This window comes from Streptomyces sp. NBC_01217, from assembly GCF_035994185.1.
Classification (GTDB): Bacteria; Actinomycetota; Actinomycetes; order Streptomycetales; family Streptomycetaceae; genus Streptomyces.
This window is the reverse complement of sequence record NZ_CP108538.1, coordinates 5,445,259-5,459,600: the sequence shown is the minus strand read 5'-3', so window position 1 is coordinate 5,459,600 and position 14,342 is coordinate 5,445,259. Positions and strand designations below refer to the sequence as shown.

At 70.0% G+C, this 14,342-nt stretch carries 12 protein-coding genes; 7 read left to right on the top strand and 5 right to left on the bottom strand.

What is annotated here, in order from left to right; translation table 11 throughout:
* Positions 1–121: 121 nt before the first annotated feature.
* From OG507_RS24565 to OG507_RS24535, 7 genes are all read left to right on the top strand, one after another.
* Positions 122–2,176 carry a PA14 domain-containing protein gene (locus tag OG507_RS24565; protein ID WP_327369328.1) on the top strand — a complete coding sequence of 685 codons (2,055 nt, stop codon included), beginning with the start codon at positions 122–124 and terminating at the stop codon, positions 2,174–2,176.
* Between the two features lie 117 nt (positions 2,177–2,293).
* Positions 2,294–3,241, top strand: a complete 948-nt coding sequence (locus OG507_RS24560) for a hypothetical protein (RefSeq protein WP_327369327.1) — start codon at positions 2,294–2,296, stop codon at positions 3,239–3,241.
* A 4-nt stretch (positions 3,242–3,245) separates the two neighbouring features.
* The gene (locus OG507_RS24555) at positions 3,246–5,006 is read left to right on the top strand and encodes a M16 family metallopeptidase (protein WP_327369326.1); all 1,761 of its coding nucleotides are present in this window, start codon (positions 3,246–3,248) and stop codon (positions 5,004–5,006) included.
* A gap of 96 nt (positions 5,007–5,102) precedes the next feature.
* Positions 5,103–5,738: an RNA polymerase sigma factor gene (locus OG507_RS24550; protein ID WP_442811007.1), complete on the top strand. Its 636-nt coding sequence runs from the start codon at positions 5,103–5,105 to the stop codon at positions 5,736–5,738.
* The gene (locus tag OG507_RS24545) at positions 5,726–6,700 is read left to right on the top strand and encodes a CU044_5270 family protein (RefSeq protein WP_327369324.1); all 975 of its coding nucleotides are present in this window, start codon (positions 5,726–5,728) and stop codon (positions 6,698–6,700) included. The genes OG507_RS24550 and OG507_RS24545 overlap by 13 nt, the downstream gene beginning before the upstream one ends.
* Before the next feature lie 179 nt (positions 6,701–6,879).
* Complete coding sequence (coaA, locus tag OG507_RS24540) at positions 6,880–7,875, top strand: type I pantothenate kinase (RefSeq protein ID WP_327369323.1); 996 nt, start codon at positions 6,880–6,882, stop codon at positions 7,873–7,875.
* Between the two features lie 28 nt (positions 7,876–7,903).
* Complete coding sequence (locus tag OG507_RS24535; protein WP_327369322.1) at positions 7,904–8,860, top strand: DUF389 domain-containing protein; 957 nt, start codon at positions 7,904–7,906, stop codon at positions 8,858–8,860.
* Between the two features lie 40 nt (positions 8,861–8,900).
* On the opposite strand, the gene glmM is transcribed toward OG507_RS24535, so the two are convergent.
* From glmM to OG507_RS24510, 5 genes are all read right to left on the bottom strand, one after another.
* Entirely contained in the window at positions 8,901–10,259 is a 1,359-nt protein-coding gene (gene glmM, locus OG507_RS24530; protein ID WP_327369321.1) for a phosphoglucosamine mutase, read from the bottom strand.
* 159 nt (positions 10,260–10,418) lie between these two features.
* Entirely contained in the window at positions 10,419–10,946 is a 528-nt protein-coding gene (rpsI, locus tag OG507_RS24525) for a 30S ribosomal protein S9 (RefSeq protein ID WP_030914197.1), read from the bottom strand.
* A 44-nt stretch (positions 10,947–10,990) separates the two neighbouring features.
* Positions 10,991–11,434, bottom strand: coding sequence for a 50S ribosomal protein L13 (rplM, locus tag OG507_RS24520; protein ID WP_072486702.1), 444 nt, complete (start codon positions 11,432–11,434; stop codon positions 10,991–10,993).
* 286 nt (positions 11,435–11,720) lie between these two features.
* The gene (locus OG507_RS24515) at positions 11,721–12,599 is read right to left on the bottom strand and encodes a hypothetical protein (protein WP_327369320.1); all 879 of its coding nucleotides are present in this window, start codon (positions 12,597–12,599) and stop codon (positions 11,721–11,723) included.
* A gap of 101 nt (positions 12,600–12,700) precedes the next feature.
* Positions 12,701–14,329, bottom strand: coding sequence for an ABC-F family ATP-binding cassette domain-containing protein (locus OG507_RS24510; RefSeq protein ID WP_327372070.1), 1,629 nt, complete (start codon positions 14,327–14,329; stop codon positions 12,701–12,703).
* Between the last annotated feature and the right edge of the window lie 13 nt (positions 14,330–14,342).

The window sequence follows — 14,342 nt, the reverse complement described above, 5'->3', positions numbered from 1 at the left end:
GTGACCGGCGCCGGTGCGGGCCTCAGCCGGTTTTCCCCGGCCTACAACCAAGCGCCTTCCCCACGAGTCGTGATCGTCGGCAGTCATATTCCGCCACAGACGATCAAGACCGAAGGAACGCATGAACCGACCCAGAGGCACGACGGTCGCCACGGCCGCCGCCGTCGTGCTCGCCACCGCGGGCGGCCTGCTCACCGTGGCCGCCGCCCCCGCCTCCGCCGCCGTGACCTGCGCATCGCCTGTCTTCAAGCGGACGTTCTACGCGAACACCACCTTCTCCGGGACCCCCAAGGGCACGGACTGCGACTCCGCGATCGACCAGAACTGGGGCACCGGCGCACCCGGCTACAAGGGCATGCCCGCCAACAACTTCGGCGTCCGCTGGGCCATGACCCGCGACTTCGGCTCCGGCGGGCCCTTCACCTTCACCGCCTCCTCCCGCGACGGCATCCGCGTCTACCTCGACGGCGCCCGCAAGGTCGACGTGTGGAAGAACGTCTCCACCACCGTCTCCAAGACGGTCAACGTGACCATCCCCTCGGGCAAGCACAGTCTCCGCGTCGATTTCGTCAACTGGACCGGCGCCGCCAACGTCAAGTTCGCGTACGCTCCCCGCACTTCGGCGACCGTAGACAAGGTCAAGCCGCTCGTCCCGGCCGGGACCACCGTCACCTACAGCACGGCGACCACGTCCACGAAGGTCAGCTGGGGCAAGAACAAGGAGATGGACCTCGCCGGGTACCGCGTGTACCGGCGGCTGAAGGGCGCCTCCTACCCCTCGAAGCCGATCGCGACGACGACGTCCACCTCGTACACCGACACGACCGTCCCGAAGGACGGCTACGTCTACTACTACGAGGTCCGCGCCTACGACAAGGCCGGCAACACCTCCTCGGGCACCGCCGACCTCGGCATCACCACTGTCGACCGGACCGCCCCCGCCGCCCCGAAGGGCGTCGAGGACAACTGGGCCATGGGCTACCCGACCAAGATCACCCTCTACTGGGACAGCAATACGGAATCCGACCTCGCCGGGTACCACGTGTACCGCTCGACGTCCACCCCGGTCGCCCTCACCCCCGAGAACCGGCTGACCGGCGACACGTTGTCGGGAGGCGGTTACACCGGTCCCCTGCCGCAGACCGGCGACATCTACTACTACGTCGTCACCGCCGTCGACACGCACGGCCACGAGTCGGCAGCATCCGGCACAGCGGAGTACTACACCGACGACCTGACGGGCCCGGTGGACACCGCCCTCAACGCGCGGGGCGCGGAGAGCGAGGCAGGTGTCACGCTGACCTGGGACGCCTCCGAGCACACCAGTGCCGACTTCGCCGGGTACCTGGTCATCCGGTATGCCCGGTCGGCCACCGGGACCGTCCGCGAGGAGGTCGGCAAGGGGGTGAAGGGCACCACCTTCACCGACGCCGCCCCGCCGCCCGGCGTCACGTACACCTACCGGGTGGTCGCCCTGGACCACGAAGGAAACGGGGGCACCCCGTCCGGTGAGGTCGTCGTCGACGTTGTGGGCAACACAACCGCCCCCGCAGCGGTCAGCGGCGTGACCGCCACCCCGAAGGAGAACGGCGTCACCCTCTCCTGGGACGCGAGCGGCGAGCCCGGCTTCGACCACTACCGCGTGCTGCGCGGCACCCTCGCCACCGACGGGCAGTGGACGTACACCCCCGTGCAGGACCCCTGGACCCTGCGGCCCCGGGAGATCACGGAGACGACGTTCCACGACATGGTGCCGGCCGACGGACAGCAGGCGCGCTACGCCGTCGTCGCCGTCGACCAGTACGGCAACCGGCTCGCCCCGGACACCGGCGCGACCGTCACCGACGTCACCGCGCTGGACCTCCGCCCGACCGCCCCGCCCGCGACCGGTGCCCCGTTCAGCTACCTCAGCGCGGACAGCGGCGGCCGGATCTTCTGGGGCCTCACCAGCATCGAGAACGAGAACGGCAGCAAGGTCTCCGCCCTCCTCGTCCGCCGCTGGAACCCGCAGACGAAGCAATTCGACCTGATCGGCGGCAAGCCCGGGGACGGCTCCAGCGACCGCTTCTGGGACCCCACCCAGCCGGCCGCCACCACGGTGTACTACCGCGTCTCGGTCCTCTACGAGGACGGCACCGAGTCGGGCGCGAGCGAAGTCGCCGCCGTGACCTACTGAGCCCGGCGCGGTCCGCGCACACCGCGCCACGGGGGGACTGGAAGCCGAGCTTCCGGTCCCCCTCGCGTCCCCCTCCTCCTCCCTCCCCCTCCTCCTCCCTCCGCTCCGAGGACTGTCATGTCTCCCACCGCTCCCCCGATACGCGCGGAGTTCGACCCGTGCGTCAACATCCCCTCGCTCGCCGATCTCCGGGCGGCCGTACGCAACGACGACTGGCCGTCCGTCGAGGCGTACTTCGACTTCCTCGACCATGAGGACGACCGGGCGATCGCATCGGGCGTCCTCTACGACCTCAGCTCCTGTGAGCGCTTCCTGGAGCGAACCGTCGCCGAGCACCCCGGGTCCGCACTTGCCCGGACCCTCCTGGCCATCCGGTACATCGGCGTCGGCTGGGACATCCGCAGCTCCTATCGCGCAGAACACGTCTCGCAGGACCAGTTCCGGCAGTTCCACGAGTGGCTGCGGCGCGCGGAGAAGCTGCTCATCGACGTGTGCGCCGAGCACCCCACGTACGCACTGGCCTGGGCGACCCGTCTGACCACCGCGCGAGGGCTCGAACTCGGGCAGAGCGAGGCGCGGCGGCGTTACGACCGGCTGGCCGAGCACCACCCGCACCACATCTACGGGCAGACCCTGCTGCTCCAGCAGCTGTGCCCGAAGTGGGGCGGCAGCTGGGAGGAGGCGGAGGGGTTCGCCCGCGCCTGTCTGGAGTCGGCGCCCCCGGGCAGCCACGCGGGCCGGCTCATCGCCGAGCTGCACCTGGAGCGCTGGCTGGACAGCGTCGAGGACCGCCACAGCGACTACCTGCGCTCGACCCGGGTCCGGGACGACATCCTGGCCGCCGCCGCCCTCTCCGTACAGCACCCCGACTACCGGCCCGGCTTCCACTGGGTCGGCGACCACAACGACTTCGCCGGGGCGCTGAGCCTGGGCGGCCACCACGGCGAAGCCGCGCCGTTCTTCCGCACCCTCGGCAACAAGGCCACCGCATCGCCCTGGGATTACGTCGGTGACAAAGAGGTCCAGTTCCTCAAGCACCGCAAGACCGCACTGTCGAAGGGCTGAGCCGATGTCCCAGGAATCCACCGAGCACAGAGCCGCCGCGGCCCTCGACCCGCACATCCGTGAGACCGAGGTCGACGGCATCCGTACGGTGCTGGCCGCGGCTCCCGGGCCGGTCACCGCGGGTCTCTTCTTCCGCGTCGGAGTCGCCGACGAGACCCTCGCCACCACCGGCATCACCCACCTCGTCGAACACCTCGCGCTGCACCGCCACGGCGTGTCCGACCTGCACTACAACGGCGCCACCGCCGCCACGTACACGCTCTTCCACGTCACCGGCACGCCGGAGGAGGTCACCACCTACCTCAACGGTGTCTGCGCGGCCCTGCGCGACCTGCCGATGGAGCGGCTGGAGACCGAGCGCGAGATCCTGCGCACCGAGGCGGCGGGCCGCAGCACCGGCCCCAACCACCAGCTCCCGCTGTGGCGTTACGGCGCCCAGGGCTACGGGCTCGGCAGCTACAGCGAGCTCGGCACCTGGCATCTGACGGCCGACGCCGTACGCGACTGGGCGCGCACCCGCTTCACCCGTGACAACGCCGTGCTGTGGATCACCGCCGAAACCGTGCCGGACGGCCTGGACCTCGCCCTCCCGGCAGGCACGCCACAGCCGCTGCCCGCCCCGACGTCGGCGCTCCCCATCACGCCCGCGTACATCACGGGCGACAGCGGCGGCGTCGTCCTGGACGGCATAGTCCGGCGCTCGACGGCCGCGTCGCTCTTCACCGAGGTGCTCAGCCGTGCGCTCTTCGCGGACCTGCGCCAAAAGGGCGGCTACTCGTACACCGCCGACGCCGGGTACACCCCACGCGACAACGACTTCGCGACCGTCACCGCCTTCGCCGACGCGCTCCCGAAGAAGCACGGCGCGGTGGTCGGCGGCTTCGTCGACACCCTGGCCCGTCTGCGGGCCGGCACCATCGAGCAGTCCGAACTCGACTCGGCCCGCGCCAAGTTCCTCAAGCAGTACGACGCCCCGGACGTCGGCGCGTCCCGGCTGCCCTCGTACGCCCTGAACCTGCTGACCGGGCACCGCAACCTCAGCCCCGATGAGCACCGGGCCGAGATCGCCGCCGTCACCCTCGACGACCTGCGCGAGGTCGCCCGCGAGCTGCACTCCACGGCGCTGCTCCAGGTCCCCGGCCGGGGCGCCGACTGGGCCGGTTTCACCGAGGCCCCCCAATGGTCCACCCGGACCGATACGAGCGCGGGCAGCCGGCACCGTTCGCTTGAGGACGACTCCGTCCTGTTGACGGTGTCTCCCGTGGCGGTGTCCCTGACCACCCGCTCCGGCCCGGTCGTCGTCCGGTACGAGGACTGCGCGGCCCTGCTCGTCCACCCGGACGGCGGCCGTCACCTCACGGGGCACGACGGTTTCCAGGTCCGCGTCGAGCCCACGCTGTACAAGGACCTCACGCCGAGCCGCCTGGCCGTGATCGACGCGGGCGTACCGTCCTCGGCGGTGGTCCACATGCCGCAACGCGACCCGGACCGCATCCCTCGCCCCCAGCGGCGGGACAGCCGCCCGAGTGGCAGACCGCAGTCCAAGGGCGCGCGGCTGGTGGGGCGGCTACTCCGGAGCGTCCTCATCCAGCTGTCCGGCTTCGCGACGACGATCTGGGGCCTGATCGCCACGGTGGCCATGGTCATGGAGCTGAAGGAGCCGGACCCGGACGCGGTCACGATCATCCTGATCTGGCTGCTGATCATCCCGCCGCTGGCCCTGTTCATCGCGCTGCGCAGGAGCCGCGACAAGCGGGGCGGCTGACCGCCGCGTGCCGCCCGGTACCCCGTGGGGGGGGGGAAGTGCCGGGCGGCACTCCGTGACCCTGTGAACCTTTCCGGGCCCTGCGGGCAACAAGGGGTGACACGCTCACCCACCGAGCCCCCAGGAGCCGATGTGACCGGACCACCAGCCGGCCCCGAGGACGATGCCGAGGTCGTCGCGCAGTCGCTGGAGCACCCCGAGGTCTTCGCCGGGCTCTACGACTGCCACGCCCCGGACATCCACCGGTATGCCGCCCGCCGCCTCGGGGAGGGCGCTGCGGACGACATCACGGCGGAGACGTTTCTCATCGCCTTCCGCTCCCGGCGCCGTTACGAGAGCACGCACCGCAACGCCCGCCCCTGGCTGTACGGCATCGCCGCCAACCTCATCGGCAAGCACCGGCGCAGCGAGGAACGCGGGCTGCGGGCGCTGGCCCGTACCGGTCAGGACCCGGTCGCCGCGTCCTGGAGCGACCGCTGCGACGACCGGATCGCCGCGCAGGCGCCGCTGGCCGGGGCGCTCGCCTCGCTCTCGCCGGGCGACCGCCATGTGCTGCTGCTCGTCGCCTGGGCCGACCTCGGGTACCAGGAGGTCGCCGAGGCACTGGGCATCCCGCTCGGCACCGTACGGTCCCGGCTCAACCGTGCCCGCCGCAAGGTCCGTGAGGCGCTCCATATGGACCCCTCGTTCACGCCCGACGTCATGGAGCTGACTCCGTCATGGACGAAATGACCCAGCTGCGCGAGCTGCGCGCGGACGCCCCCGTTCCCGACCGTTCCGCCCTGGCCCCGGGCCGGCTGCGGCTCACCGAGGCCGCCGCATCGGGCCGCCGTGCGCGCCGGCTGAGGGCCGACTGGCGGATCGCCTCGATCGGCGCGGCCGCGGCGATCACCGTGGCGGCCGTCCTCGGCACCCAGATCGTCGACGCCGCCGCCCCCGCCCGCTCCGGACCCGCTTCGAGCGCGGGAGACCTGCGGCTGGACAGCGCGGCCGAGGTGCTGAACCGGGCCGCCGACGCACTGGAGGAGCGGGAGGCGGCCCCGGAGCCGCGCGACGACCAGTGGATCTACACCAGGACGGTGATGGCCCAGCCGGAGACCTCGGGCCGTGTCCGCTTCTCCTACGAACCCGACAGCTGGGTTCCGTACGACAACTCCGCCGCGGCCCAGAACGGCAAGGACGACGACTACCGCACGTCCCGCCAGATCTACCGGGCCGCCGATGAGCTGCCCGACGACCCCGCACAACTGCTGGACAAGGTCCGCTCGTTCTACCCGACGGGCCACACCGAGGAGAGCCCGCCGGAGGGGCGGGCCCAGCAAAGCTTCCGCGCGATGGGGCTGATGGTCGAGGCGTACCCGATCGCACCGGACGCCCTCGCCCGGATCTACCGGGCCCTGGCCACCGTCCCCGGGATCCACGTCACCGATCACCTGGTGAAGGACGCCGCCGGACGCGAGGCCATCGCCATCACCCGGAAGGAGGACGGCAGGCACGAGCAGCGGGAGATCCTCCTCGACCCGCAGGACTTCGGCTACGCCGGAATGCGCTTCGTCGTCACCAAGGACTACACGTACCGAATCCCCGCGGGCAGGACGAAGATCCCGGCGCAGGAGTTCAGGGCCGGGCAGATCGTGATGAGCGAAGCCCGCGTCGAGGCTGCCGTCGTCGATGCCAAGGGCGACAAGCCCTGACGCCGCGCGGGCCACGCCCCGGGCCGATGTCCGCCACAGGGGTGCGGACACCGGCCCTGCCCTGTACTCAGAAAAGTGGGCACACAGCCATGGCCGGCAGGCCCGGAACGAGCCCTTTCGTCTCCTCACGTGACCGACCCCACCCCCCACTCCGTCAAAACTCCCGCAACAATGAACACGTGATCACTTCGCCGCCACGGAGCACCCACCGACGCACCGAGCACGCGTCGACGCCGTACGTCGACCTGTCCCGCGCCGAGTGGAGCGCCCTGCGCGACAAGACTCCGCTGCCGCTGACCGCCGCCGAGGTGGAGCAGCTGCGCGGGCTCGGGGACGTCATCGACCTCGACGAGGTACGGGACGTCTACCTGCCGCTCTCGCGGCTCCTCAACCTCTACGTCCAGGCCACCTCGGGCCTGCGCGGCGCCCTGAACACCTTTCTCGGGGACGCGGGCAACGGGCACGGAGCGCAGCGCGGAACCCCGTTCGTCATAGGGGTCGCGGGCAGCGTCGCGGTCGGCAAGTCGACCAGTGCCCGCATCCTCCAGGCGCTGCTGGCCCGCTGGCCCGAGCATCCGCGCGTCGAGCTGGTGACCACCGACGGGTTCCTGCTGCCGATGAAGGAGCTCCGGGCGCGCGGGCTGATGTCGCGCAAGGGGTTCCCCGAGTCGTACGACCGGCGGGCGCTGACCCGTTTCGTCGCCGACATCAAGGCCGGCAAGGACGAGGTGACGGCGCCCGTCTACTCGCACCTGATCTACGACATCGTGCCGGGCGAGCGGCTGACGGTACGCCGCCCCGACATCCTGATCGTCGAGGGCCTCAACGTGCTGCAGCCCGCGCTGCCCGGCAAGGACGGCCGTACCAGGGTCGGGCTCGCCGACTACTTCGACTTCAGTGTGTACGTGGACGCGCGGGCCGAGGACATCGAGACCTGGTACCTCAACCGCTTCCGCAAGCTGCGCGAGACCGCGTTCCAGAACCCGTTCTCGTACTTCCGCAAGTACACCCAGGTCTCCGAGGAGGAGGCCATGGAGTACGCGGCGACGATGTGGCGGACCATCAACGAGCCCAATCTGGTGGAGAATGTCGCGCCCACCCGGGGCCGTGCCACCCTGGTGCTGCGCAAGGGCCCGGACCACAAGGTCCAGCGGCTGTCCCTGCGCAAGCTCTGAGCCTTCGACACCTTCTGGGAGTGGCCGCGTGCTGCATCTGCGCCTGATCGTCCCCGCCTACCGCACGGGCGAGGTGGTGCACCTGGTGGAGAGCACCGTCGGTACGACCCATCTCGTGGTGATGCCCGGGGCCGCCCGCAGCCCGGCCGGTGACCTGGTGCTGTGCGATGTGGCCCGCGAGGCGGGCGACGGGCTGATCAGCGCGCTGCGCAGGCTCGACATCGACAAGTCCGGTTCGATCACCGTCGAGAACATGGACCTGACGCTCTCCGCGCACGCCGACCGGGCCGAGGCGGAGGCGCCGGGCGAGGGTGCGGACGCGGTGCTGTGGGAGGAGCTGACGGACGCCACCCACGAGGAGTCGACGTTCAGCGTCACCTATGTGGCGTTCCTCGCGGTCGCGACGATGCTCGCCGCCTGCGGTGTGATGCTCGACAACGCGATCCTGATCGTGGGCGCGATGGCGGTCGGCCCGGAGTTCGGACCGCTGGCCGGGATCTCCACGGCCCTGGTGCAGCGCGCCCCGCGCCTGGTGTGGCGGTCGCTGGTGGCGTTGATCGGCGGTTTCGCCGTCGCGATGGTGCTGACGGTCGGCTTCGCCTGGCTGATGGACGCCTTCGGGCTGTTCAACCGCTCGATGATCGAGGCGGCCCGGCCCAACACGGCGTTCATCTGGAAGCCGGACGCGATGTCGTTCGTGGTGGCGTTCCTGGCCGGCACCGCCGGGACGCTGTCGCTCACCTCGGCGAAGTCCGGGGCGCTGATCGGGGTCGCCATCTCGGTGACGACCGTACCGGCGGCGGCCAACGCGGCGGTGGCGTTCAGCTACAGCGACTACAGCCAGATGTCGGGCTCCACGACCCAGCTGCTGGCGAACCTCGGCGGAATCGTGGCCGCGGGAACCCTGACCCTGCTGGTCCAGAAGGCCCTGTGGGCAGCACACCGCCGCCGGACGGACTACGTTGCGAGCCCGTCCGGCGAGTGACACGGACAACCCGTGACCGTTGCGGCCACGCCGGGCAGGGCTACCCGAGCGCGGACTTCACCACGTCGGCCAGCCGGCCGGCGACTGCCCGTGCCTGGTCGATGTCGGCCGCCTCGACCATGACGCGTACCAGCGGCTCCGTGCCCGACTGGCGCAGCAGCACGCGCCCGGTGGAACCCAGCTCGCGCTCGGCCTCGGCGACCGCGGCGGCCAGCTCCGGGGAGGACCCGACGCGGGACTTGTCGACGTCACGGACGTTGATCAGCAGCTGCGGCAGCCGCTGCATGACACCGGCCAGCTCGGCGAGCGTACGGCCGGTGGCGGCGACCCGGGCCGCCAGCAGCAGGCCCGTCAGCGTGCCGTCGCCGGTCGTGGCGTGGTCCAGGACGATGACGTGGCCGGACTGCTCGCCGCCCAGAGCGTAGCCCTCGGCCTTCATCGACTCCAGTACGTAACGGTCGCCGACGGCGGTCTGGACGAGCTGGATGCCCTCGCGCTCCATCGCGATCTTGAAGCCGAGGTTGGACATGACCGTGCCGACCACGGTGTCCTTGCGCAGCTGCCCGGCCTCGCGCATGGCGAGGGCGAGGACGGCCAGGATCTGGTCGCCGTCGACCTCCTCGCCCGCGGCGTCCACGGCGAGGCAGCGGTCGGCGTCGCCGTCGTGCGCGATGCCGAGGTCGGCGCCGTGCTCGACGACGGCGGCCTTCAGGAGCTCCAGGTGGGTGGAGCCGCAGCCGTCGTTGATGTTCAGGCCGTCCGGCTCGGCACCGATCGTGACGACCTCGGCGCCCGCCCGGGTGAAGGCCTCGGGCGAGACCCGGGAGGCCGCGCCGTGTGCCTCGTCGAGGACGACCTTCACGCCGTCGAGACGGTTCGGGAGGACGGTGATGAGGTGGCCGACGTACCGGTCGAAGCCCTCCGCGTACTCGGTGACGCGCCCTACACCGGCACCGGTCGGGCGCTCCCAGGGCTCACCGGTGCGGTGCTGCTCGTAGACCGTCTCGATCCGGTCCTCCAGCTCGTCGGCGAGCTTGTGACCGCCACGGGCGAAGAACTTGACACCGTTGTCCGGCATGGCGTTGTGGCTGGCGGAGAGCATCACGCCGAGGTCGGCGCCCAGCGCACCGGTGAGGTACGCCACCGCGGGGGTGGGCAGCACACCGACCCGCAGGACGTCCACGCCCGCGCTCGCGAGACCGGCCACGATGGCGGCCTCCAGGAACTCTCCGGACGCACGTGGGTCACGCCCCACCACGGCTGTCGGCCGATGCCCCTCAAAGGTGCCCGCCTCGGCAAGCACATGCGCCGCAGCGACCGAGAGACCGAGCGCAAGCTCAGCCGTCAGATCCGCATTGGCGACACCGCGCACACCGTCCGTGCCGAAGAGTCGTCCCACTGGTGTCCTCCGAAGATGCTCCGAAACCGCAAAACAAAACAAACCAAAGCGCATGAACGCCTTATGCCGTTATACGCCCGGGGGTGCCGATAGACGAACGCCCCGGCAAGCACGAGGTGTGCCGCCGGGGCGAACGTGTAAAGCAGATGAGCAGGCGGTTTAGCGCTTGCTGTACTGCGGGGCCTTACGGGCCTTCTTGAGACCGGCCTTCTTGCGCTCGACCGCACGGTCGTCGCGGGAGAGGAAGCCGGCCTTCTTCAGCGGGGCGCGGTTGTTGTCCACGTCCGCCTCGTTCAGCGCGCGGGCGACGCCGAGGCGCAGGGCGCCGGCCTGACCCGAGACGCCGCCACCCGAGATGCGGGCGATGACGTCGTAGCGGTTGTCGAGCTCGAGCACCTTGAAGGGCTCGTTGACTTCCTGCTGGTGCACCTTGTTGGGGAAGTAGTCCTCAAGGGTGCGACCGTTGATCTTCCACTTGCCGGTGCCCGGAACGATCCGGACGCGGGCGATGGCGTTCTTCCGACGGCCAAGGCCGGCGGCAGGCTGCGGGTCGCCGAAGCGGGAGGCCAGCGACTCGCTGGTGTACTCGCCCTCGACGGGAACCTCGGACTCGAAGGTGGTCACCTCAGCGAAAACCTCTTCGCCCTCGGTGCCCTCGACGGGGTTCTCAACAGTGGTCTCGGCCACGATTCTCCTCAGATCTTTCTTTTGGTCTTGGGGGGAGGCCGGAACTACTGCGCGACCTGGGTGATCTCGAACGGGACCGGCTGCTGAGCAGCGTGCGGGTGCTGGTCGCCCGCGTAGACCTTGAGCTTCGAGAGCATCTGACGGCCCAGGCTGTTCTTGGGGATCATGCCCTTGATGGCCTTCTCGACAGCCTTCTCGGGGCTCTTGGCGAGCAGCTCGTCGTAACGGACGGAGCGGAGACCACCCGGGAACCCGGAGTGGCGGTACGCCATCTTCTGGGTCTTCTTGTTGCCGGAGAGGTGAACCTTCTCGGCGTTGATGATGATGACGAAGTCGCCCATGTCCATGTGGGGGGCGTAAATCGCCTTGTGCTTGCCGCGGAGGAGGTTCGCAGCCGTGGTGGCCAGACGACCCAGGACGATGTCCTGCGCGTCAATGATGTGCCACTGGCGCGTCACATCGCCGGGCTTGGGGCTGTACGTACGCACTTCGTAGCCTTCGCTTCTTCAGTGGATGAGGTCCAGACACATGGCACCCCTGAAGCGATCATGCAGCTGGGGCCCACAATGCCGGGAACACTGTCCGTATGCGAGCCACTGGTAACTGCTCCAGAGAACCTACGTAAGGGCTCTTCGCGTGAGAACGACGAAGCCGATACGTATAACAACCCCTGACAGTACCCGCACCGACCGGGACGGGTCAAAACAGCCCCGGCCCCGCTGCCACGCCTGGCTTCCGGTCACCCCGGAAACCCGTCTCCCGACCGCCCCGAAGTCAGTCCCCGGCCACCGCGAACAGCTCCTCGGCAACCTCGACGACCAGCGACCGGTCGAACCAGTCGCTCAGCACATCCAGATCACCACACGAGACGATCCGCTCCCGCACCTGCTCCGACACCACGACACCCCGCTTGGACAAAATCCGCAAAATATCCTCGGCGCGCCCCTCGGCGCGCCCCTCGGACCGCAGTCGCTCGGACGTCTCCGAGCGGAAGAAAGAGAGGTCGACAGACATCAGATCCCTCCAGATCTGTGCGGCCGGAGCGGAGCCCAGGCCGAGTTCGGTGAGTTCGGCGAAGATCATCGCGGTGTCGTCGTCAACGGTCTGCAGCGCGGCAGCCAGCGCCTTCAGTATGGCACCGGCGTTTGGATCCTTACCATGCGTGACGGCCGAGAGCGTGGCGAGGGGAATGTCCCTGGCGGCCTCGTCCGGGTCGGTCACGACCGGCACGTTGTGCGGCCCCAGCACCAGCGGGCGGAGCGAAAGCGTCGGCCATGCCGTGGGGCCGATGTCCACCGTCCGCGCCGCCCACTCGGCCGTGGTCCTGTCCTGGCATGTCACCAGGAGCAGCGGAGGGAGCCGGTACTTCGCGTAGAGGTGGGCCACGTAGTACGCCCAGCTGCCCGGTTTCGCCCGGTCCTTCTTGCCTTGTGCCTCCACCGCCAGCAGATAGCTGTCGCCCTCGGCCGCGTCGATCCGCAGCAGGGTGTCCACCCGTCTTTCGAGCGGCTGGATCTCGGTGAGATCGGTGGGCATGAGGGACACCGCGACGGGTTCCGGAAAGGGAAGCCCCAGCGTGCGGAAGGTCCGCGCGAAGACTCCGGGATCCTCCTGGAAGATCCGGTGCATCGCCTCGTGTGATGAGCTGACCATGCCGTCACGCTATGAACGCCGCGTCGGACCTGTCCGCCCTTCCCGGAGTGATCACCCGGACGGGTGATCACCACATGAGCACCCCGCCGCGCACACCCCCACTACCGCGCCCGTTCCACCCTCCGCTCGTCCCACACCGGCTCCGTCGTCTCGCGTACGACGCCGTCCGAACCGAACACCAGGTACCGGTCGAAGGACTTCGCGAACCAGCGGTCGTGCGTGACGGCCATCACCGTGCCGTCGTACGCCTCAAGACCGTCCTGCAGCGCCTCGGCCGACTCCAGGTCCAGGTTGTCCGTCGGCTCGTCCAGCAGCAGCGCCGTGGTCCCCGCCAGCTCCAGGAGCAGGATCTGGAACCGCGCCTGCTGCCCGCCGGACAGCTTCTCGAACGGCTGGTCGCCCTGTCGCTCCAGCTCGTACCGGCGCAGTACGGACATCGCCCCGCCCCGGTCCTTGGCGTGCTCCGTCCACAGGATCTCGACGAGCGTGTTCCCCATCAGTTCCGGATGGGCGTGCGTCTGGGCGAAGTGTCCGGGCACGACCCGCGCGCCGAGCTTCCACTCACCCGTGTGCGCGACCGGCTCCCCGGCCAGCAGCCGCAGGAAGTGCGACTTGCCCGACCCGTTCGAGCCGAGGACGGCGACCCGCTCCCCGTAGAAGATCTCCAGGTCGAAGGGTTTCATCAGCCCGGTCAGTTCGAGCCCCTTGCAGGTCACCGCCCGCACACCGGTCCGCCCGCCGCGCAGCCGCATCTTGATGTCCTGCTCGCGCGGCGGCTCGGGCGGAGGTCCCGCGTCCTCGAACTTCTTGAAGCGGGTCTGCATCGCCCGGTAGCGGGACGCCATGTCGGGGCTGATCGCCGCCTGCTGCCGCAGCCGGTGGACCAGCGCCTTCAGCCGGGCGTGCTCCTCCTCCCAGCGCCGCAGCAGCTCCTCGAACCGGGCGAACCGGTCCTTGCGAGCCTGGTGGTACGTATCGAAACCGGCGCCGTGCACCCACACGTCGCTGCCCGCCGGGCTCGGCTCGACGCTGACGATCTTCTCGGCGGCCCGGGACAGCAGCTCCCGGTCGTGGGAGACGAAGAGGACCGTCTTACGGGTCTCCTTCAGCTTCTCCTCCAGCCACCGCTTTCCGGGCACGTCGAGATAGTTGTCCGGCTCGTCGAGCAGCAGCACCTCGTCGGGACCGCGCAGCAGCGCCTCCAGCACCAGCCGCTTCTGCTCGCCGCCGGACAGCGTGCGCACCTCGCGCCACTGCGCCTTCTCGTACGGGACACCGAGCGCGGCCATGGTGCACATGTCCCACACCGTCTCGGCCTCGTACCCGCGGGCCTCCGCCCAGTCGCTCAGCGCCTGCGCGTACTTCATCTGCGCGGCCTCGTCGTCGACCGTGAGGATCAGCTCCTCGGCCCCGTCGACCGCCAGCGCCGCCTCCCGGATACGGGGCTGGGCCACCGAGACCAGCAGATCCCGGACCGTGCGCTCGTCGCGCACGGAGCCCACGAACTGCTGCATCACCCCGAGCCCGCCGCTCACCGACACGGAGCCGCCGTGCGGCTGGAGCTCCCCGGCGAGCAGCCTCAGCAATGTGGTCTTCCCGGCGCCGTTCGCCCCCACGAGGGCGACCACGGCCCCGTCCGCGACCCGGAACGAAGCATCGCCGAGCAGCACCCGCCCGTCCGGTAGGTAGTACTCCAGATGGCCCGCTTCAAGATGTCCCATGCACAGCATTGTCACGGCCCGC